This window comes from Undibacterium sp. Di26W, assembly GCF_049340265.1.
In the GTDB taxonomy this organism is placed as follows: Bacteria; Pseudomonadota; Gammaproteobacteria; order Burkholderiales; family Burkholderiaceae_D; genus Undibacterium.
Genome location: NZ_JBMPOR010000006.1, coordinates 1 through 21,332, shown reverse-complemented (window position 1 = coordinate 21,332; position 21,332 = coordinate 1). Strand labels below are relative to the sequence as shown.

General features: G+C 51.9%; 19 protein-coding genes. 9 read left to right on the top strand and 10 right to left on the bottom strand.

The window, feature by feature from the left end; all coding sequences use genetic code 11:
- Window positions 1–75: 75 nt before the first annotated feature.
- Genes ACO0LM_RS09350 through ACO0LM_RS09340 form a run of 3 tightly spaced genes read right to left on the bottom strand, consistent with a single transcriptional unit; the run spans window position 76 to window position 4,187 of the window.
- Window positions 76–1,947 carry an ABC transporter substrate-binding protein gene (locus tag ACO0LM_RS09350; protein WP_423036411.1) on the bottom strand — a complete coding sequence of 624 codons (1,872 nt, stop codon included), beginning with the start codon at window positions 1,945–1,947 and terminating at the stop codon, window positions 76–78.
- Complete coding sequence (locus ACO0LM_RS09345; RefSeq protein ID WP_423036409.1) at window positions 1,887–2,888, bottom strand: succinylglutamate desuccinylase/aspartoacylase family protein; 1,002 nt, start codon at window positions 2,886–2,888, stop codon at window positions 1,887–1,889. The genes ACO0LM_RS09350 and ACO0LM_RS09345 overlap by 61 nt, the downstream gene beginning before the upstream one ends.
- Before the next feature lie 3 nt (window positions 2,889–2,891).
- Window positions 2,892–4,187: an MFS transporter gene (locus tag ACO0LM_RS09340; RefSeq protein ID WP_423036407.1), complete on the bottom strand. Its 1,296-nt coding sequence runs from the start codon at window positions 4,185–4,187 to the stop codon at window positions 2,892–2,894.
- A 391-nt stretch (window positions 4,188–4,578) separates the two neighbouring features.
- Here ACO0LM_RS09340 and ACO0LM_RS09335 point away from each other — a divergent pair, with 391 nt between their 5' ends.
- From ACO0LM_RS09335 to ACO0LM_RS09310, 6 genes are all read left to right on the top strand, one after another.
- Window positions 4,579–5,535, top strand: a complete 957-nt coding sequence (locus ACO0LM_RS09335; RefSeq protein WP_423036405.1) for an N-acetylglucosamine kinase — start codon at window positions 4,579–4,581, stop codon at window positions 5,533–5,535.
- Complete coding sequence (locus tag ACO0LM_RS09330) at window positions 5,532–6,413, top strand: N-acetylmuramoyl-L-alanine amidase (protein WP_423036403.1); 882 nt, start codon at window positions 5,532–5,534, stop codon at window positions 6,411–6,413. Before ACO0LM_RS09335 ends, ACO0LM_RS09330 begins: the two co-directional genes overlap by 4 nt.
- Window positions 6,410–6,907 (top strand): M15 family metallopeptidase, encoded by a 498-nt coding sequence (locus ACO0LM_RS09325; RefSeq protein ID WP_423036401.1) that lies wholly within the window; start codon window positions 6,410–6,412, stop codon window positions 6,905–6,907. The genes ACO0LM_RS09330 and ACO0LM_RS09325 overlap by 4 nt, the downstream gene beginning before the upstream one ends.
- A 36-nt stretch (window positions 6,908–6,943) precedes the next feature.
- Window positions 6,944–7,759, top strand: coding sequence for an ATP-grasp domain-containing protein (locus ACO0LM_RS09320; RefSeq protein WP_423036399.1), 816 nt, complete (start codon window positions 6,944–6,946; stop codon window positions 7,757–7,759).
- A 121-nt stretch (window positions 7,760–7,880) separates the two neighbouring features.
- Window positions 7,881–9,209, top strand: a complete 1,329-nt coding sequence (locus tag ACO0LM_RS09315; RefSeq protein ID WP_423036397.1) for a DUF4034 domain-containing protein — start codon at window positions 7,881–7,883, stop codon at window positions 9,207–9,209.
- A 38-nt stretch (window positions 9,210–9,247) separates the two neighbouring features.
- Complete coding sequence (locus ACO0LM_RS09310; protein WP_423036395.1) at window positions 9,248–10,333, top strand: hypothetical protein; 1,086 nt, start codon at window positions 9,248–9,250, stop codon at window positions 10,331–10,333.
- A gap of 85 nt (window positions 10,334–10,418) precedes the next feature.
- Here ACO0LM_RS09310 and ACO0LM_RS09305 read toward each other — a convergent pair whose 3' ends face one another.
- Genes ACO0LM_RS09305 through ACO0LM_RS09290 form a run of 4 tightly spaced genes read right to left on the bottom strand, consistent with a single transcriptional unit; the run spans window position 10,419 to window position 14,170 of the window.
- Window positions 10,419–11,552 carry an ABC transporter permease gene (locus ACO0LM_RS09305; protein ID WP_423036393.1) on the bottom strand — a complete coding sequence of 378 codons (1,134 nt, stop codon included), beginning with the start codon at window positions 11,550–11,552 and terminating at the stop codon, window positions 10,419–10,421.
- Complete coding sequence (locus ACO0LM_RS09300) at window positions 11,549–12,520, bottom strand: ABC transporter ATP-binding protein (protein WP_423036391.1); 972 nt, start codon at window positions 12,518–12,520, stop codon at window positions 11,549–11,551. Before ACO0LM_RS09300 ends, ACO0LM_RS09305 begins: the two co-directional genes overlap by 4 nt.
- On the bottom strand, window positions 12,517–13,533 hold the full coding sequence (locus ACO0LM_RS09295) for an HlyD family secretion protein (RefSeq protein WP_423036389.1): 1,017 nt from the start codon (window positions 13,531–13,533) through the stop codon (window positions 12,517–12,519). Before ACO0LM_RS09295 ends, ACO0LM_RS09300 begins: the two co-directional genes overlap by 4 nt.
- Window positions 13,526–14,170 (bottom strand): TetR/AcrR family transcriptional regulator, encoded by a 645-nt coding sequence (locus ACO0LM_RS09290; protein WP_423036387.1) that lies wholly within the window; start codon window positions 14,168–14,170, stop codon window positions 13,526–13,528. Before ACO0LM_RS09290 ends, ACO0LM_RS09295 begins: the two co-directional genes overlap by 8 nt.
- Before the next feature lie 403 nt (window positions 14,171–14,573).
- On the opposite strand from ACO0LM_RS09290, the gene ACO0LM_RS09285 reads away from it, so the two are divergent.
- The gene (locus ACO0LM_RS09285; protein ID WP_423036385.1) at window positions 14,574–14,768 is read left to right on the top strand and encodes a hypothetical protein; all 195 of its coding nucleotides are present in this window, start codon (window positions 14,574–14,576) and stop codon (window positions 14,766–14,768) included.
- 42 nt (window positions 14,769–14,810) lie between these two features.
- Here ACO0LM_RS09285 and ACO0LM_RS09280 read toward each other — a convergent pair whose 3' ends face one another.
- From ACO0LM_RS09280 to ACO0LM_RS09270, 3 genes are all read right to left on the bottom strand, one after another.
- A complete protein-coding gene (locus ACO0LM_RS09280; RefSeq protein ID WP_423036383.1) occupies window positions 14,811–15,683 on the bottom strand; it encodes an HDOD domain-containing protein in 873 nt (290 codons plus the stop codon).
- 278 nt (window positions 15,684–15,961) lie between these two features.
- Window positions 15,962–16,444, bottom strand: a complete 483-nt coding sequence (locus ACO0LM_RS09275; RefSeq protein ID WP_423036381.1) for a CreA family protein — start codon at window positions 16,442–16,444, stop codon at window positions 15,962–15,964.
- Between the two features lie 58 nt (window positions 16,445–16,502).
- Window positions 16,503–17,969 (bottom strand): APC family permease, encoded by a 1,467-nt coding sequence (locus ACO0LM_RS09270; RefSeq protein ID WP_423036379.1) that lies wholly within the window; start codon window positions 17,967–17,969, stop codon window positions 16,503–16,505.
- Window positions 17,970–18,323: 354 nt separating this feature from the next.
- Here ACO0LM_RS09270 and ACO0LM_RS09265 point away from each other — a divergent pair, with 354 nt between their 5' ends.
- Window positions 18,324–18,704, top strand: a complete 381-nt coding sequence (locus ACO0LM_RS09265; RefSeq protein ID WP_423036377.1) for a DUF2946 family protein — start codon at window positions 18,324–18,326, stop codon at window positions 18,702–18,704.
- 90 nt (window positions 18,705–18,794) lie between these two features.
- The gene (locus ACO0LM_RS09260) at window positions 18,795–21,092 is read left to right on the top strand and encodes a TonB-dependent receptor (RefSeq protein ID WP_423036375.1); all 2,298 of its coding nucleotides are present in this window, start codon (window positions 18,795–18,797) and stop codon (window positions 21,090–21,092) included.
- Window positions 21,093–21,332 lie beyond the last annotated feature (240 nt).

Genomic DNA, 21,332 nt, shown 5'->3' with positions numbered 1-21,332 from the left:
AACCAGAAGGAATAATCATTTTCATGCTGCTCCTCCTGCCGTCCAACATCTTTTTACATTCGCGATTTACAGCCACTATTTAAGCGCCTTGCTACGTGCCGCCACATCAATATCCAGATAACGCCAGTTGGTAAAGTCTACCGGATGTCGATAGTAGTTTTGCAGCCAGGCTTGCGACAAATCAGCAGTGACAGGATGGATACGCGTCACCCACGGCGTGTAGCCATGCATGAGTTGCGCCATCTGGCGGTACAGGGCAGTACGTTCAGGCGAATCACTGAGACGTATTGCCTGCTCATATAATTTGTTGAAAGCCGGCAGGTTAAAACGCGCATAGTTGGCGCGGCCGGCATTGGGGCCGTATAAAAGCTGGTAAAAATTCTCTGCATCGGGAAAATCGGCAATCCAGTTGGCTTCGGTCATCTGCACCTTGCCCAGGCGGGCAGCCCGTATGATTTCCGAATGTTTGTCCGTCTTGAAGCTGACATGGATGCCGAGTGCATCCAGATTCTTGCGCCAGACTTCATCGCGCAGACGTCCCGTGGTGCTGGCCAGGGTATGCATCTGCAATTGCAGGGGCTGGCCATCCGGCAGGCTGCGGTAATGATCAGCACCACGTTTATAGCCAAACTTATCCAGCAGGGCATTCGCCAGTTTCAGGTCATATTGCACCGGGCTTTTATAGGCAGCATCATAGCCCAGTACATTTGGCGGCAGAGGCGATTGCGCCTGTATTGCCAGGCCTTTTTCCATGAGGGCGATATCTTCCCGGCTGTCATAGCCCAGTGCAATCGCGCGACGCAGGGCAATTTTTTCCGGGGTATAGCCGCCTATGACCGGGTCTTCCATATTCATCCACATGTAATAGGTTTGCAAGGGGGTAAACAGGGACAGGTGCACACCTTGCTGCTGCAGCGCTGGTTTCAGCTTACCGTCGTCCAGCACCATGTTCGACAAGGGGGCCGGAACCTGTTCCAGGTAATCAAATTCATGATTCAGAAATCCCAGCACGCGCGACTGCTGCTCTTCAATAACCTTGATTTCAACCTTGCTGACCCGGGGCAAGGTCTGCCCGGCCAGGTCGGTCGCAATCTTGCGGGAAACCTCATCGTTACCCTGGTCATTGAAGACCACCTTGCGGTATTGCGGATTTGCCAGCAATTCAATCCTGAAACTGCGCTGCCATTGCCCCAGCATGAATGGGCCGGTACCCACCGGATGGTTGCCGACCTGGTTAGGGTAAGTCTCAACCACTTCTCGCGCTACGGCACCCGTGGCAGTGGTGGCCAGGATAAACAGGAAATTGCTGTCCGGTGCATTCAGACGTATGCGTAAGGTATACCGGTCCAGCGCCTGCAAGCCTGGGATGCTGGTCTGCCGATTGAAATCCTGCTGCTTGCCGTCTTTGGCCGGACGCCATTTTTCATCCCCCAGCAACTTGCCTTCAAACATGAAGAGCCAGGGCGATTTGACGGTAGGGTCATACAGACGCTTGATGCTATAGATGTAATCATCCGCCGTCAGTTCACGCGGTTTGCCTTTGAATGCCGGATCAGGCGTAAAGAAAATACCTTGCTGTAAATGCAGGGTGTAAGTCTTGCCGTCATCCGTCACTTCGGGCATGGCTTTCAAGGTATTCGGCTTGAGCTTGAGCGGCCGCGCCAGATAGTCATAGCGCAGCATGGGTTCGAAAATATTTTCATTGATGCTGACCGTAGGCACGTCCGACGCCACAGCCGGGTCTAGTGCGCTTTCGGGTGTGGTCACCAGTACCCGTAATATTTTTTCTGCTGCGGGTGCAGCTGATGTAACTGGTGCAGCATGCACCAAAGCCGCGACACCGGCAGCAGCCAGCGAAAAAACCAGGCTTGAAAACAGGCGACAATTCATGCACTGACCTCTGACAAACTGGCCAGGCGCGGGTTCGGCATGGTCAGGTAAAACCATTCTTCGCCAGGGCTGGCACCAGCATCGGGGAAGATAATGCGACCATCCTGGTCAGCCCTGAGTTCGCTGCCATCTGCCCTGATGGCGATCAGATCGCCCTGCTTCAATGCGTCAAAACTGCGCCATTCACGCACAAAACGATCACCCACATGGAATTTATCGATGACGTCATAGATTCTCAGTGCTTCCATCTGTGCCACTGGCTCGGGTGCCGGGCCAGCGATCACGCCAAGATGGCGCAGGCTATTGACAATAGCCTGGTAGCCGACTGCGGGTGCCTGCGGATCAAGATGCTGGCCACATTCCAGTGTCATCGCATAGCCGCCGACAGAGCGCATGTATTCTGTGGTGCCCACACCAAACTGGGTATTCGCATTTGCCAGGGTTTTGGCGTCAGCATCATGGGCGAGCCGCTGCTGGCGGCGCTGCACACCACGTGCATAGGTACTCAGCCAGCCATCTACCAGCCGGTGCACGCCCAGACGCATGGCCATGGCCAGTTCGTGTTTGGCGTAACTGAAGGATTCGAGGGGCGCACGGTTGTTTTCCGGCCCGATCAACACAAAGGCCTCACCCTGGCTGCGAAAGGAATGCAGGTCCAGCAAGACTTCGTGCTGGCCAAACAGTGGGCATAACCAGTTGGCGACATGATCTTCAAATTCTTTGACCTCATCCGTAGGTATCAGGCGACGATTCAGATTACGCTCCCCTTCACGTTGCCCGAGTTGGTAAGCCAGTGGATTACATACCGGCACCAGGGTCACGCGGCCAGAAAGCAGTTGCAGGATACCGCTTTCCAGTTCGCTGATGACGCGCCGGATGGCCTGGGTACCACAGGTTTCATTGCCATGCACGGCACCAGTAATGATGACGGCAGTTCCGGTCTGCGGCGACTGGAAACTAGTGCTTTGAAAAGTATAAGGATAGTTAGTTTTATGCATGGTTCATTCGGCTTTCTTGCCAAAAGCCGGGTCTACTTTAATGAGGGCCGTCACGACAAAGGTGGGGATGGCGGCGATACAGATCCAGACAAAAAAGTGGGAATAGCCCAATAGTTCCTGCAACCAGCCGCTGAACAGGCCTGGCAGCATCATGCTCATGGCCATGAAGCCGGTACAGATTGCATAGTGGGCGGTCTTGTGTTCACCATCGGCAATCATGATCATATACAGGACGTAGGCGGTAAAACCAAAACCATAACCCATTTGTTCAAAAGCGACGGCGATACCAATCAGGATGTCACTGTGGGGCTGCACAAATGCCAGGTACACATACACCAGATGGGGCACATTGATCGCCATTGCCATCGGCCACAGACAACGCTTCAGTCCAAAGCGTGCAATCAGCGCACCACCAGCCAGCCCGCCCACGGTTAGCGCGCCCATGCCTATGGACCCATAGATCAGGCCCACGCCTTGTGTCGTCAGACCCAGCCCGCCCTTGTCGACCGCATCCACCAAAAACAACGGTGCGATTTTCACCAGTTGCGCTTCACCAAAACGATACAGCAAGAGGAAGGCAATGCTGATCAACACATTTTTCTTTTTGATGAACTTGCCAAAAATCGTCAGAAAAGTAGCGAGCACCTGATTCGGATCGCCCTGCGCGCGGTCACTAGCGGGCTGTGGCAAGGCATATTTATGATAAGCAGACAGGCTGATGAACATCACCGACAGCACGGCAAAAACCACGACCCAGCCCAGCCTGGGATTGCCGGTCAGATCACGCAAGGTACCGGCCAGATACACCAGGGCACCCTGTCCGGTCAGCATGGCCATCCGGAAAAACATGCTGCGCACACCGACAAATGCAGCCTGCTGATGCTGTTCCAGCGCCAGCATGTAAAACCCGTCAGAACTGATGTCATGGGTGGCGGCGCTGAACGCCAGCAACCAGAACACCAGCAAGGTCGCCTGGAAGAAGCCAGGCATGGGTATGATCAGTGCTACCACCCCAAACAGCGCACCGATCAGCAATTCCAGCGTGATGATCCAGAAACGCTTGGTCTTGTACATATCCACGAAAGGTGCCCACAAGGGCTTGATCACAAAAGGTAGATAGAGTAAACTTGTATAAAAAGCAATATCCGAATTGGAAATATCCAGCTTTTTGTACATAATGACGGAAAGTGTCATTACGACTACGTATGGAATCCCCTGGCTGAAATACAATGACGGTATCCAGCGCCATAATTCGGGCACCGGGGTAGCTTGCTTGCTGTTTACTATCTCGCTTGTCATTGTGGTCTTTTTCTTGAAATCTGATCGTGAGCTAAGTTACAAGGCTGGTCTTAGAACCTGTTTGCGATCTGTAGCGAGCGTGCGTCAGCGGGAGTGAAGAGCAGCGCAAAAAGCGGAATGTACTATAGTACATGAGCATTTTGAGCAGCACATGAGCCCCGATCACGCGCGCGCAGTAAGATCGCAAACAGGTTCTTACGATACATGTTCCCAGTAAAGCAGGAAAAATACGATTGAAATTTTGCGGCGGGTTCATAGCAAAAAGTTATAACCCGGGTGCATCTTTTCATTCGTTGCCAGCGCCAGAAGCGCCCTATGATAAACGAACAACTGCACGTTATTACGATTCAGTTCAACGATGGTCCATCAATTTCCCAGGAATTTTCCGTTTATGCTCGCTGACATGGCATCTGACCAGCAGGAACAGGCGCCAGGCCAGGCCAAGCCGATCGCCCTGGGCATCGATGCGGGCGGCACGCAAACGCGTTGGGCATTGGCGACCCAGGACGAACAGATACTTGCCAGTGGCACAGCCGCTGGCCTGACTGCATTACAAACCGATAACGCCGCAGGCATAGAGGCATTGCGCCAGATTTTTGCCGGCTTGGCAGCCACGGCGGGCAGCCATGGCCAGGTTGGCAGCATACGCGCCGGCATTACCGGTTTTGGTGGCGATGCCCATACCTTGCCAAACATACTGGCTGACAGCTTTGGCCTGGAAGACAACTGGATTTCTGTCAGCAATGACATAGAGATCGCTTACATGGATATTTTCAAACCCGGTACTGGTTACCTGATCTATGCCGGCACTGGCTCCATCGCCGCCTTTATTGATACCGAGGGAAAATTCCATCGTGCCGGTGGGCGTGGGTATTTGCTGGATGATGCGGGTGGCGGTTTCTGGATAGCCCGCGAAGCCATGCGCAAATTATGGCGTGCCGAAGACGAACATCCCGATCACTGGAAAGAATCTGACATGGCGAAACGCCTGTTTAAACTGATAGGCGGTAATGACTGGAATGTCTCGCGCGATTTCATTTACCACCGCAGCCGTGGCGATATCGGCAAACTGGCACTGGCGGTTGCCGCCGCCGCCAATAACGACCCGGTAGCCATGGACATATTGCAAAATGCAGGCAAAGAGCTGGCCAGGCTGGGCTCAGCCATGTGTACCCGCTTTGGTAATAAACCCATTGCACTTAGCGGCAGGGTACAGGAACTGCACCCTGCCATTGTTGAATCCCTGCGCACTCATCTGCCGCCAGAAGTCAGTCTGCGCCAGAGTACCTGCCAGGCCCATTTTTCCGCAGCCAGACTGGCTGCCCGACAACTCAAAAACAGACCATGAAAAAACCCAATACAAGCAATATATACGCATTGATGGCAGCACTCAGCATCTTCCTCAGCGGCTGTGCCAGCACAACCGTGAATACCGCAACAACCGTCAACACGCCCCCCAAGCCGGCCATCAAAGCAGCAGAGCCGTATATTGAAAATGGCATCGACAAGAGTATTTTTGCCAAGAGCCAGGAAGAACGCGTGCAGTTCATCATCCTGCATTACACCGCCATTGATCAGCCTACCTCACTGCGCGCACTGAGCGAACAGGGTGTCAGTGCTCATTATCTGGTCGGTGATGAAGACCCGATCAAAGTCTGGCAACTGGTGCCGGAAAATCGCATGTCCTACCACGCCGGTCTGAGCGAATGGAAAGGCTATAGCCGCCTGAATGCCAGTTCCATAGGCATAGAAATCGTCAACCAGGGCTTCAAGGATACGCCTGAAGGCCGCATCTACTTCCCCTTCCCTCAGGTGCAGATAGACCGTGTCATCACGCTGGTGAAAGATATCTCGGCCCGTTATCAGATACGCCCTGAATACATACTCGGCCATTCCGACATTGCGCCACAACGCAAATCCGATCCGGGCCCGATGTTCCCGTGGAAGCAGTTGGCCGACGCCGGTTTGATACCCTGGCCCCAGCCAGAAGAAGTCGCCCAGCGCATGACAGCCTTCGAATTGCAATTGCCGGACGTAAAATGGTTCCAGCAAAAGCTCGCGCAATATGGTTATGGCATCCCGCAGAGTGGTGTACTTGATGCAGCGACCCGCAGTGTGCTGGTGGCCTTCCAGACCAAGTATCGTCCAGCAAAATTTGATGGCACACCTGACGCAGAAACCGCCGCCATGCTTGATACCCTGCTCGCCAACCTGAAAGCCAAATGAAGATGACAGTTGCGTTCGTCATCCCGCCACATCTGATACAGCAACGTGGTCTGATTGAACAAGATGAAGCACAGGAACTGGTACTGGCAGAAACCGGCGAAGATGGCAGGGAATATTTACTGACCCCTGCCACCAATCAGGCATGGCAAGCCATGAAAACCGCTGCCATGCAGGATGGCATTGCCCTGTTGATGATATCGGCCTTTCGCAGCATCGCCAGGCAAGCCGACATCATCAGCGACAAACTCGCTGCCGGCATGGCATTGCCCGATATCCTGCTGGTGTGCGCACCACCTGGTTACAGCGAACACCATACCGGCCGCGCCATCGACATCGCCACGCCGGAAGACCCGGAACTGGAAATTTCTTTCGACACTACTCCAGCTTTCGCCTGGCTACAAGCCAACGCCGGTCGCTTTGGCTTTCATCTGTCTTACCCGCCAGGCAATAGCAGCGGGTTTCAGTATGAGCCTTGGCATTGGTGCTATGGGTAGCATGTACCTATTCATAATCTGTCATCATCAATAACCATGAACATTAGTCTCATCGAAGACAAGCTTTTCATAGTGAGTGAACACATCGGTGTTTCTGTATATGACTTCGACTTTGATTTACATTTTGCCTGCAAGCATCCGTATTTAATCGAAGGAAATTATCCTTGCATCATGCGTGCCGGTGCCATCGCAGATTATGCTTCGGAATATAACGACAAGCTCAATATGGGATTACGTCTGGTCAACTCACCAGACGAGCACAAAATCGCCAGCGACCTGGAAGCATGGTATCCCTTAATACAAGACTTGACTCCGCGCACACTGATATTCGACGCTTTACCCACATCAAAAGAAATTGAAGCCAACTTCGACTGGCCAATTTTTCTCAAAGGATCACGCCAGACCAGCAAACATAATCCAGATCTCGCCATCGTACAAAACCGTGCTCACTATGAGAGAGTCGTTCCACTCTATCAAAACGATGCCATATTACATTGGCAAAAACCTGTTATACGCGAATTTATTCCACTTGCAAAAACAAGCGGCACCATCCCAGGTAAAGTTCCTGCTTCGATTGAATATCGTTCATTCTGGTGGCACGGTGTTTGTGTCGGTTGGGGGCGCTACTGGTATCAGGTTCCCCATTACACCTGCCCTGATGTCAAAGTTGGCCTGGCGGTTGCTGAAATCGCAGCGTCAAAACTGATCGTTCCCTTTCTGGTCATTGATTTTGCCAAAACCGAAGATGGCAAATGGATCGTTATTGAATGTAACGATGGACAAGAATCAGGTTATGCAGATGTTCAGGCGTTGCAGTTGTGGCAAAAAATACTGTCACATATACATCGTTAAACTGTTCATTGGCCAAGAATGTGATTTAAACTGGTGTCTGTTATTAGTATTGCATCTGTTAATCCTTCCTCTTCGTAGGATTAACATCGACATCGCCGCCCCACATTAATCACTTATGCCTATGAATTTGATACGCCTTAGCCTGCTCGTCGTTTTTATTTCCTATTTTTCTTCTGCTGTCGCCCAACAAGACAATTTCAGTATCAATTCCTTTACCATAAAAAAAAGTGATGCCCAGTCCGTCACTGTTGAAGTGGATTGCAATAACGATGGATCAAAAGGCGTTGTATTTCTTGGTGCGGAAGCCAATTCACATGACGGTACGGTTCGCACATTCGAAGATGGGCGTGGCATTGTTCCTGTTGGAAAAAACGTAAAAGTCCCTGCGTCATTCAGAAGACCTCCAGACAGCGGTGTTCAAAAAACAGATATCTTGCGACTTTATCTGGTCGCAAATAAAGGTGGGGTATTTTTAAGCCGCAATTTTGATATGCCTTATGTATGGGAAGCGACGAACCTGCCAATTAATGAAACCGATTTGAAATATCGATATTTTCTAGCTTTCGGATTAAATTTCAATGAGGGTAAATTTGCTGCCATCGACCAGTTACTGGACAAATTGATTAGTTCTGAACTTACTGATACGTCAGGCCATTGGGAACTTTCATGGTTTGACTCTGCCATGGATATGGAATTCAGAGACAGAAATGATACAGACAATCTGAAACGTATTCAGGACTGGAAGGCCGCGAATCCCAGATCCGCAGGAATTTCCATTGCGGAAGCAACATACTGGAGAGGAGCGGCCTGGCGCATACGCGGCAATCAGGCGAATGTCAATGTCGATCCATTTGCGTTGAAACTATTCAAGCAACGAATGGATACAGCAGAGCTTGCATTATCCAAATCAAAGAAATATGCCTCTCGCAATCCTGCGTGGTACGAAATGTACTTATTGGTAAGCAATGAAAATGGTAAGAGCCTGACATTCTCGGAAAATTTATATCAAGAAGCGATTAAACGTCATCCACGCTTTACTAATCTGTACAAGGAAATGGCTTTGATTTATGCCCCTCCATATGGCCTGGCTGATTGGGCAAAAGTGGAAAAAGTGATAGAAACCGGGGTCAAGAATGTCACCAATAGCGACGGCGCTATCATATATGCCACTATTTATCAGTACATCGCCTCGCGTCAGCAATTCGAATTTGATATTTTCCGGGACAGCCTCGCAAGTTGGCCAAGAATCAAACAGGGCTATGAGCATATGTTGGCGAAAACCCCGAACGCAAAATTGCTGAACGAAATGGCAGTATATGCTTGTCGTGCAAATGACAAAGATACCTTCAACGACCTGTGGACGAAAATACAGGGGAAACCGGAAAAAACCATTTGGCCTGCTAACTATACGCCAGATATTTGTACGTATCGCTTCAAAGAAAAAATGTAAATCACATCAATTTTTCAAAATACACCTTAGCTATAACAATGAAATCATTTCAAGCTCAATTCACCAAAATTCTTCTGACTGTTGCACTGACATTACCTGCTTTCGTCCATGCAGAGCAGGAATCGGCCCCCGTGTTCGTTGATCCATTTCCTCAGATACAAAAAGGAAAATGCATGTTCGGAAATGACATGGATGGGCCAGAAGCTTTCAACCGCTGGGCAAAGTCATTGGCACCAATATTCAACTCCTCCGCCAAAATTGCGGGAACACTCATGGTGAATATCCGTGATTGGGATGCACCTGATTGTACTTTCAACGATGGACGCCCCAGATTGTCTGCCTTGTTAAGTGTCTTATCAAGCGCATTTGAGATTGAACCAGATAAGGAAAAAAGGCTGCAAAGAATTATGGAGTTAAAGGCTATGTATCCCAACTCTCCATTGGGTGTGCTTGCCGAAGCAAATTATTGGTCGTCCTACGCGTGGCATGCAAGAGGACATGGCTACAGTTCGTCCGTTACCCCTGAGGGTTGGCGTCTGTTTCATGAACGCATGGAAAAAGCCGAACAGGTTTTGGCAGAAAATAAGGCTGCCGGCGATGTTTTACCTAACTGGTATGAATTGATGCTGGAAGTAAAAGGTGCCTTGGGACGCTCGGAAGAAGACAAAAGCAAGATTTTCTACGAAGGTGCAAAAAAATATCCAACTTATCTGCCGTTGTATTTTCAAATGGCCAATTATATCCACCCTCTGTGGGGTGGTAGCTGGAAAGCCGTTGATGACTTGGTAACCTGGTCTGTCAACAATACCAAAGATACAGAAGGACAAACCTTGTATGCCAGAATCTATTGGTCAGTAGGGCAAAGTGTGGTTTACAGAGATAATCTGTTTACCGTCTCTCTGGCAAAATGGCCCAAAATGCGTGCTGGATTTGAAGATTTGATGACCCGTCACCCCAAGAGCAAATGGAATTTAAATAATTTTGCGATGTTCGCCTGCCATGCGGGAGACAAAAAAACCTTCCTGAGCTTACGCAAAAAAATGGCCGATGACATTGTGGATAAAGCATGGCCATCGACCGTTTCGCTGGAACTGTGCGAAAGCAAGTTCGGCTATAAAAAATAAGTTGCAAGCCAAGGTACCCGGCATGTCAGAGCGCATCTCATGGAAGCACATGCGCTCTGACACATCAAGTCAATTTTAGTCAGTTTCAATCCAAAGTCTGCCTGTATCTCTTTAAGGCTAACACTCCGGCCAGTAATAAAAATACCAGCATGGGCCATAGTTCAGGCAAGAGCTGGCTGGCATCGTTGCCCTTGAGTAAAATCCCGCGCACTATCCGCAGGAAATGGGTCAGTGGCAGTACTTCACCCAGGACCTGGGCCCACTCTGGCATGGCGCGAAAAGGGAACATGAAACCCGACAGTAGCATGGATGGCAGGAAGAAAAAGAAGGTCATCTGCATGGCCTGCAACTGATTCCTGGCGATGGTGGAAAAAGTGAAACCGACCGCCAGATTGGCCAGGATGAACACGCCTATCATCGCCATCAACAGGCTGAAGCTGCCCACCATGGGGACTTCAAATAACAGGAATGCCGCGCTGATGATAACGGCCAGTTGGATATACCCCATCAATACATAGGGTAGGATTTTTCCCACCATGACTTCGGCCGGGCGTACCGGTGTTGCCAGCAGGTTTTCCATGGTGCCGCGTTCGCGCTCACGTGTCATGGCGAGTGAAGTCAGCATCACCATGGTCATAGTGAGTATGGTACCGATCAGGCCGGGCACGATGTTGTAGCGTGACAAGCCTTCGGGATTATAGCGACGGTGCACTCTTACCTCATACGCCGGTGAGCCGGTCTGCAAATAATGCAGGGGGCCGGTCAGGTCATGTTGCAGGGCCTGGGTGGCAATGACGTTCAGCGCAGCGATGGCGTTGCCGGATGCCGAAGGATCAGTCGCGTCCACCGATACCAGCAAAGCAGGTTTTTCACCGCGCACCAGTTGTTGGGTAAATTGTGGTGGTATCACCAGCAGGAATTGCACTTTGCCAGTTTCCAGCAGGGCTTCAGCTTCTTTCTCATTTTGCCCGACTAAATCGATGCGGAAGTAGCCAGTATTTTGCATGGCGACCACAAAACTGCGCGCCATGGGGCTGTTGTCTGTGCTGACGACCGCCGTTGGCAAACCCTTGGGGTCGGTGTTGATGGCATAACCAAACAGGATGAGCTGCAAGATGGGGATACCAACAGCCATGCCAAAGGTCAGGCGGTCGCGCATCATTTGCTGAAATTCCTTGATGAAGATGGCAAACATGCGGGCCCAGGAAAAACGCTTCATGCGCGCACCTTCTGCCGCAGGTCATCTTTCGAGAAATTATCAGGTGCGCTGGCGATCAGGCTGATGAAGACATCTTCGAGGTTGGCTTCGGATGCAGATATCTGGATGGCAGCCTGGTTGCTGATACTGTCCAGCGCCTGCAGCACCAGCGCCTCATCAAGCCCCGCCACATGCACGGCATTACCAAAGGCAGCGACACTCAATACCCCCGGCGCTGATTTCAACGGTGCCAGCAGGCTGCCCAATTGTTCACCCTGTACGGTCCAGACTTTGAGTTTGGCATCGCGAATGATTTCCTGTTCGGTACCACGTGCCAGGATTTTTCCGTAAGCGATATATACCAGTTCATGACAGCGTTCTGCTTCATCCATGTAATGCGTGGAGACCAGAACAGTAATGCCCTGATCGGCCAGCAGATGAATCTGGTCCCAGAAATCACGGCGCGCCTTGGGGTCTACGCCGGCGGTAGGTTCGTCCAGCAATAGCAAGCGCGGTTCATGGATAAGGCAGGCCGCCAGCGCCAGTCTTTGCTTCCAGCCACCAGATAATGAACCGGCCAGTTGATGCTGGCGTGCCGTCAGGCCCAGCCTTTCCAGCGATTGATCGACTGCATTTTTGCGGGATGGTAATTCAAATAAACGGGCGACAAAATCCAGGTTCTGACGTATCGACAAATCATCATATAAACCGAACTTTTGCGTCATGTAGCCCACCTGCCGCTTGATCTGTTCTGCCTGTCTGATGATGTCCATGCCCAGGCAAGTACCGGTACCCGCATCAGGAGTCAGCAAGCCGCACAGCATGCGTATGGTGGTGGTCTTACCGCTGCCATTCGGCCCCAGGAAACCGCAAATGCGGCCTTTGGCAACCTGCAATTCGACCTTGTCGACAACGGCACGCCCGCCATAGGATTTGCTCAGGCCATGGACGTCGATGGCCAACTGGCCGTGGTCACTGGCGGCGCTCATTGCGTTTTTCCCGCCGTGCCATTACTCAAACTCAAGGGGCTGAGGCTGACATCCAGCGGCTGGCCCGGATGCAGCAATAAGCGCGCGGGCTGATCTGGTACGGCTTCCACCATGAAGACCAGTTTGGCTCTTTGCACATTCGAATAAATCACTGGCGGTGTATATTCAGCCTTGCTGGCTATGCGCGAGATATGGGCTGGAATAGCCGCACCACAACCATCGCAATTCAACCTGACTGCCTGGCCGACAGTGATATTACCAAGCTCGGCCTCGGGCACAAAAAACCTGGCCTTGCGATTTTCTGGTGGCAACAAGGACAGTACCGGCTGGCCAGCCTGTATGTATTCCCCCTGACGGTAAAACACTTCGGCTACCAGGGCATTCGCTGGCGAGACCTGATTTTTTTGATCAGAACGCCAGGCGGTCTGGCGTACCACTTCCTTGGCGGCATCGGCACTGGCCTGCACTGCTGCACGTTCATCAACCCTTGCTGGCAAGCGTGCCACGTTCACGGCGGCACTTAGTTCAGCCACCTTCGCCTCGCTCAGTTTGAGATTGGTCCGAGCGTCATCAATACGCGATTTCGATACAAAACCCTGGTTCAGCAATTGTTGCTGGCGTGCCAGTTCCTGTCGTGCCAGCGCAGCCTGGGCCTGGGCGCTGACAAGCTGGGCCTGGCTGACGGCAATCTCTTCGCTGCGCTTGCCTTTTTCAGTATTGCTGGCCTGTGCCCTGGCACTCAGCAAACGCGCCTGCGCTTCATCACGTGCGGCATTTTCAGCTTCTGCATCCAATGAAAACAAGGGTGCATCCTTGCTCACTTGCTGACCCGCCTGGACCCTGATCTGATCCAGGCGGCCACCCAGCGGGGCCGAGATATAGACGTAATCTCCTTCTGCATAACCAGACCAGCCCGTCTCAATTTTGCCCTTACAGGCGATCAGTAACAGCGGCAGGCTGCTTAATAACAGGATATGCAGAATATTTTTTATGCGACAGAATTGATCAGTCATGGTTCACATCCTCTTTGCTTGCGGCCAGGGCATACAGGGCGCGGTTGACACGGTCAGCAATGCCTTCATCACTCAGCACTTGTTGCAAGGGCAGTTGCAACATGGGGGGTACAAAACCCAGTTCCAGCGCACGTGGTGCCACCAGCATGGGGGCAGCGACACTGCCCATGAGAAAAGTCAGGGCCAGCATGGGCGCTTGCATGGCAAGTTCGCCTGCCTGCATGGCTTCCATGAGCAGGCCGACGATCAGTTGTACATGGCGTGAACCATTTTTTTGCAGAAACTGTGTGGCGACAGTTTCTCCCATGCTGGCATCGGTCCAGACCCGGCCTATCCAGCTGCCATGCTCACGCAATAAACGTCCCAGCAGGCACAGGGCCTGGCGCAGGCGTTGCGTTGGTGAACCGGCATGATCGACCTCGGCCTGCAACTGCACAAACATTTCTTCATACATGGTCTGCAGCAACTGCGCCAGGTAATTGTCCTTGCTGCGAAAGTGATAATGGAACATGCCGACATTGACACCTGCGTGCTCTGCCAACAGACGCAGGGACAGACCGCTACAGCCGTACCGGGCAAATAGTACCCGCCCGCTTTGCAGCAGGACTTCATCAAGTTGTTGAGAGGGGCGTGCCATGCAGTTTCAATTCCACTATTATTATGCAGTTGACTAATAATTGGAGTTTGCAATCACCAGACCAGCATGTCAAGCACAATTTTTAAGCACTTGTGGATTTGCAAAGCCAATTTGCAAACATCGAAAGGGGTGGATTGGGGGTTTAAAAAATGCACGAGCAGGGAGCACAAAGCCATTCTCAATTCGTCCGCTGCATAGGCAATCTGAACCAGTAAAACTGCATTTCGTCGCGTTGCCATGGCGAGTGATTCTGCAAACAACTACAGTGCAATCACTCCCACCCGAATTGAAAGGAAATATCATGAACATCACTGCAAACATGGACGCCGTAGTCATCGCTACCATCGCCCTGGTCATGCTGAGTAATCTCTTGCGCGTCTTGATCGCTTAAGGAAAGCAGATCATGCTGACACTTTTGATCTGGCTGGCTTTATTTGTATTGTGCTGGCCACTGGCATTGCTGGCGCTGGTGATTTACCCGGTAGTATGGTTAGTGCTATTACCATTCCGGGTACTGGGGATTGCGGTTGACGGTGTGTTTGAATTGCTGCGCGCCATCTTCCTGTTGCCAGCCCGCATGCTGGGGAATCGCCCCTGATGCGCATCACCAACGATCTGGGATGCTGTTACTGAGAATCAGCTAATGGCTATGATTGAATAGTTCGTGCAATTCTTCGAAGCGGTCTTCGACATCGTCTGCCGATAAACCCAGAAACGCACAGGCTGCTTCTCCACCTTTTTCCCATTCGCAGGAAAATTCCTGTCCATGGTATTTCTGTATACCGTATTCGGCCAGCACAGCCAGCGCGATCAGGCTTTTCACTGATTCTTCGGTGCCCGGGTCATCCAGCACATCATAATCATGATGCAACAAAATGGCCATCGATACACTTTCTGGCAACCCCCAGGTACGCGCCATGAGAGAGCCGATGGCAGCATGGGATGTGGTATGACGTTGTTCTTCGACGGCAGTGAAGCTCTGATTCGCTTCCTTATTGGCAAGCTCCAGTGTTTCAGCGTAATCCGGAAAACGTTCCAGCAATAAGGGGATGCCGATATCGCAAAAAAGACCAAAAGTATGTGCCAGATCACCGGTGCAGACACGCATGCGGCGTGCCAGTTGTGTCATGGCTTGCGCACGCTTGGTAGAAAAATCCCAGAACTTGATCAGCGATACTTTTTCCACCTGCAGGCTTTGCCGGGCAATAATGCCGGTCATCAAATTACCGCACTGCGTGATTCCCAACAAACTCACCGCATGCTCAACCGACTTGGCTTTCAGGCGCAAGCCGAAAAATGAGGAATTGGCCAGCTTCAGCAAAGATGCCGACATGGCAACATCATTGGCGATGATGGTCGTCAGCCTGCGCGGATCAGGATCTTCCACCGCCAGTTCCGCCTGCACGTCTGCCAGAAGACTGGGGCGAGGCGGGATGCGTATGGTCTTGATCAGCGCATCGACAGATTGTTCAGTAGTCAGCCTGGGGGCCGCCTGGGCGGCGGAGCTTGTCATAGGGATACGTCAGAATGGATTACGCTTAGAACCTGATTACGATCTTACTGCGCGTGCGCAATCAGAGACCACCCGGGGCTCATGCGCTGCTCAAAATGCTCATGTACTAATGTACATTCCGCTTTTTGCGCTGCGTTTTTGTTACCCCTACTCCCGCTGACGCTCGCTACAGATCGTAAACAAATGGTTCTTACAACTTACATTGTAAACGCAAATCATTGCCGGATAGAAAATCCATGCTGATTTTTCGCCTTCCCGGATATTTTATGCAAGCTATTTTATTTGAGCGGAATAGGCGTGCTGTGGTCTACCGCCACCGCAGTCACACTATTCTTGGGTGACCCATCTATCAGTTTGTCAGAATAAGTCAGATATACCAGCGCGTTGCGTTTCTGATCCACCATGCGCACGATGCGTAATTTCTTGAACAAAATCGACAGGCTCTGGTTAAACACTTCTTCCTGTTGCTTCATGGGCCCGGGGAAACTGATGGGCCCGACCTGACGGCAGGCAATCGAGGCTTCTGCCTTATCTTCTGCCAACCCCAGGCCACCGCTGATACCGCCGGTCTTGGCGCGCGACACATAACAGGTCACGCCGTTGACTCTGGGATCATCATAGGCTTCGACCACGACCTTATGGTCGGGGCCGATCAACTTGAAGGCGGTATCGACACTGCCTACCGTTTCGGCATGAGCCGTCCATGTCAACCAGGTCAATGCACTTGTAAGCAGGGCACGATTGAGGTGTGAAAGTTTCATATTCTTTTCTTTCCGTAAAGTGGTGAAAATGACATACGCCTCATCGATATCTGGTTTATTAGTGTTTATTCAAGTGGGAATGGCTTCTTCCATAAAAGAAATAGATCGCAATTGCCACTGCCATCCAGATGAAAAACACGTGATAGGTCGTCGGCGGCAAGTCCTTGAGGATATACAGGCAGGCGACTATGCTCAAACCTGGTATCAGGTAAGGCCCAAAAGGTACGCGGAAACCGGTGGCACCTTCACCCAGACCCTGACGGCGAATGACAGGCACAGCCACCGATACCACCATGAAGGCCACCAGCGTACCCATGCTGACCATGTCCCACAGGAAGGTGGAATCGACCAGACCGGCAACAATACCCACCAGCAGGCAAACAATAATGGTATTACTGACAGGGGTGCGGGTACGCGCATGCACGCGCTGGAAAGATGCCGGTATCAGGCCATCCTTGCTAATCGCAAACAGGATGCGGCTTTGGCCGTAGATGGTCACCAGTGTCACGCTGAATACGGAAATCACGGCACCTGCCGACAACACCAGCGCCGGCCAGGCTTTGCCGGTCACATTTTGCAAAATAACGGCCAAACCAGCTTCTTGCCCTTCAAACATCCTGGCCGGCTGCGCACCCACTGCAGCCACCGCCACCAGCAAATAAAACACCGTAACCACGATCAGCGCCACCATGATGCCCAGCGGCACATTGCGTTTGGGGTCTTTAACTTCAGCACCGGCAGTTGCCACCGTATCAAGGCCAATGAAAGAGAAAAACACGGTACCGGCAGCAGCAGTCACCCCGGCCATGCCAGCCAGGCCCTTGCTGTTATCGGTATTAAAAAAGGGCGTGAAGTGTTCGGCATTGAAACCAGAGAAAGCGATGATGACAAAGAAGGTCAAAATAACCAGCTTGATCAATACCATGACGGCATTCACCGTGGCCGATTCCTTGGCACCGCGCAGCAGCAGGAAGCAACAGATAGCGACCAGTATCATGGGCGGCAGATTGAACTGACTGGCATGGATTTCTACCCCGTTGGCACCAGCCACGATCATGGGTGAGCGCAACATTTCAGGTATGTGCCAGCCCAGAGCATTCGCCAGGAAATTATTCAGATACGCCGACCAGCCTATTGCCGTTGCACTGGCAGCCAATCCATATTCCAGCAAAAGACAGGCAGCCACCACAAATGCACCAAATTCACCCACGGTGGCATAGGCATACGAATACGACGAACCAGAAGCAGGAATCCTGGATGACAACTCGGAATAACATAATGCCGTCAAGCCGGCAGTGATCGCGGCAATCAAAAATGACAGAATCACGGAGGGCCCGGCTTTGGGCACGGCTTCCACCATGGTGAAAAAGATCCCGGTACCGATGGTGGAACCGACACCTATCATGGTGAGTGCAAACAAACCCAGTGAACGATGCAGGCTATGCCCCTGGTCGTCAGTCACCTGTTCACTATGATCGATAGGCTTGGTGCGGGTCAGTTGCTGTCCCAATGTTTGTTGTCTCAAGATAATCCCTTCTTCTTGTTGCAATAGGACTGCGGCAATGTCATGCGATGGCAACGGCGTCTTGCATGTGTGCCTGAGTAAATTAAGCTTAGTCAAGCGCGGTCAAGCTGCTCAATCGAAGCTTACCGCCACCACGCCTGCCCGGGTAAATTGACCCGCAATCCTGTCTTTATCATGTCAGCCGCCCTTGGGTCGGCTGTTCTGGAAATGGAGCAGCATTTAACATGCCAGTCCGGCCCCGAAAATCGCAATCATAGCGGTAAATCCATCGGACTTGATGTCGGATCGCTTATTTTTAGTGTGTTGTATAAACTGAATTTATACCCCGGCAGAACGGTGATACAATGCGGCCTCATGTCTGCCTACAGAATTTCCCGCTCCTGCTTTCACCACATCGTGCGTACAGTACTGTTGTTATATGTATTGACGCTGGGTGTCGCCATGGCATCGTCGCTGGTGAAATCTGACAGCATGAACCTGATTTGTACCAGTACCGGGTATAAATTCATCAGTCAGGCGGGGTCAACTGATGACGGCAAGAATGCCGGCAAGAGTATGACGCATTTGCTGGATTGCTCTTTATGCCTGGCAACTGCCCTGCCCCCGGTACAGCCGCAAATGGATGCCTTTGTACCGCAGCATGCACTGTCTTACGCCACCCGCTCCATACCGGCAGCCCGCCTGGCAGCCATTGTTGCGGCCCCGCTGCCCGCACGCGGCCCACCTGTAGTCTAAAAAAAAGATCTGGTTCAGCTGTAACAGTGCTTTTGACATTGCTACAGACTGCTTTGCGCTTTCCTTCGCAGTCCTTTTTTCTGACTACCCATGTCCAATTCCTTGACCAAGCTACGTCTGCGCACTCTGAGTGCCGCGCTGATGACTGCTTTCCCCTTGTTGCCAGCCTTTGCCGCAGATACCAATGACGATCAACAGCAAATGGAACGTGTCACCATCAATGGCGACCGTCCCTCTTCCCTGCCAAAAGAAATACCTACCACCATCGAAGGCATCAACGCCAAGACCATGGAACGTACCATCAATGCCATTGATGCTGAAGATGCACTGAAATACCTGCCCAGCCTGCTGGTGCGCAAGCGCTATGTCGGTGATTACAATCATGCGGTACTGGCGACGCGGGCATCAGGCACTGGCAACAGTGCACGTTCGCTGGTCTATGCCGATGGCATCTTGCTGTCCAACCTGCTGGGTAATGGTGCCAGCTTTACCCCGCGCTGGGGCCTGGTGACGCCGGAAGAAATCGAACGCGTTGATGTATTGTACGGCCCATTTTCAGCCGCCTATGCCGGCAACTCTGCCGGTGCGGTGGTGGATTACGTGACCCGCATGCCCAAGCAATTTGAAGCGCATGTCAAGCTGGTTGGCTTCAGTGAAAATTTCCAGCTATATGGCACGGACAAAAGCTATAGCGGCAAGCAATTGAGTGCCAGCCTGGGCGATACACAGGGCGCGTTTTCCTGGTGGCTGAATTTAAATCAACTTGATAGTGATGGTCACCCTATCGCCTTTGCCAACAAACTGTTATCTGCCGGTGTCAACAGCAACGCAGGCACAGTCGTCAGCGGTGCCATCGCTGATAAAAATCCACAAGGTATGGACTGGTGGATACTGGGCGCGACCGGCCAGTACCATACCACGCAAGATCATGCCAAGATCAAGCTGGCGTATGACTTCAGCCCCACGCTGCGGGCTAGCTACACGCTGGGTTACTGGCGCAATAATATGAACAGTGGCGTCGAGAGTTATCTGCACGATGCCGCTGGTAATGCCGTGTATAGCGGCGACATCAATATAGGCGGCAAAAAATATACCCTTGCACCGACCGATATGTCGAACAGTAAAAACCAGCTCGAACATATCACCCATGGCCTGAACCTGAGAAGCAATACCAAAGGCGAATTTGACTGGGAAATCGCCGCCAGCCTGTATGACTACAGCAAGGACATAGTCCGTGCACCGACGGTAGCCATTCCCCAGGCAGATAGCGGCGGTGCTGGCCGCATTACAGATGGCAATGGCACTGGCTGGAATACCCTGGCACTAAAGGGTATCTGGCGCCCGAATGCAGAACACACGACGGAATTCGGCTATCAGCGCGAAGCCTATCAATTGCGTACCCTGGTATCGGATACTGACAACTGGATCAGCGGAAATGCAATGAAACGCTTTTCTGCCTTCCAGGGGAATACCCAGTTGCAAAGCCTGTATGCACAAGATGCCTGGCGCGTCGGTCCGCAATGGAAAACCATAGTCGGTGGCCGCATCGAACAATGGCAGGCAGACAAGGGGGCTATTGCCAATGCCAGTTCCACCCTGAACTTTATCGACCGTAGCGAAACCTATTTTTCACCCAAGGCAGCACTCGCCTTCAAGGCCAGTGACGATTGGACCTTGAAAGCATCGCTGGGGCGCGCAGTGCGCATGCCTACCGTGTCAGAACTGTATCAGGGCACGATTTCCACCACCGCCATCGTGAACAATGACCCGACGCTGAAGCCGGAAAAATCCTGGACCACGGAATGGACGGCAGAACGCGTACTGAATGAAGGCAAGGGCTTTTTGCGGGCAACGGTATTCCACGAAAGAACCCGCGATGCGCTGTATTCGCAAGTCAACACGCTGGTAACGCCGAACGTCACGAACATCCAGAACGTCGATGAAATTCATACCACGGGGCTGGAGCTGGCGTATCAGGCCAGCGATGTATTTACCCACGGCCTGGACCTGGCTGCCAGCCTGACGTATGCCGACTCTGTCATCACCAGGAACGACAAATTCCCGGCCAGTGTGGGTAAATGGCAGCCGCGCGTACCTGCCTGGCGGGCGAATCTGGTAATCAACTACCGACCAGATGAAAAACTCAGCACCAGCCTGGGCTTGCGCTATAGCGGCAAACAGTATGGTTCACTCGATAATAGCGATACCAATGCCTTTACCTATCAGGGTTTTTCCAGCTTTGTGGTGGCGGATGTACGGGTACGCTATCAGCTCGCCAGGCAGTGGGCGGCATCGATAGGCATAGACAACCTGAACAACAAAAAATACTGGGCCTTCCACCCGTACACACAACGCAGTGTCGTGGGTGAATTGAAATTCGATTTTTAAATCGATACCTTGAAATCCAAGTCTGTCCATGCACGATCAGGCATGGACAGCTTGTTTGTTAGAACCTTACATGGACGCCGCCATTTGCCAAGTAAAAAACGCATCATGATTTGCAGGAATAGATTGCACGCTTACATCCGGCCTGTTATTGCGACAAATGCCGCTGGCCCCTATGGAATTCGCTGACGACAGCCCTATCTGTTACGCGAGCTTTAGAGCTCTTGGTTCTTATCGGGTTTT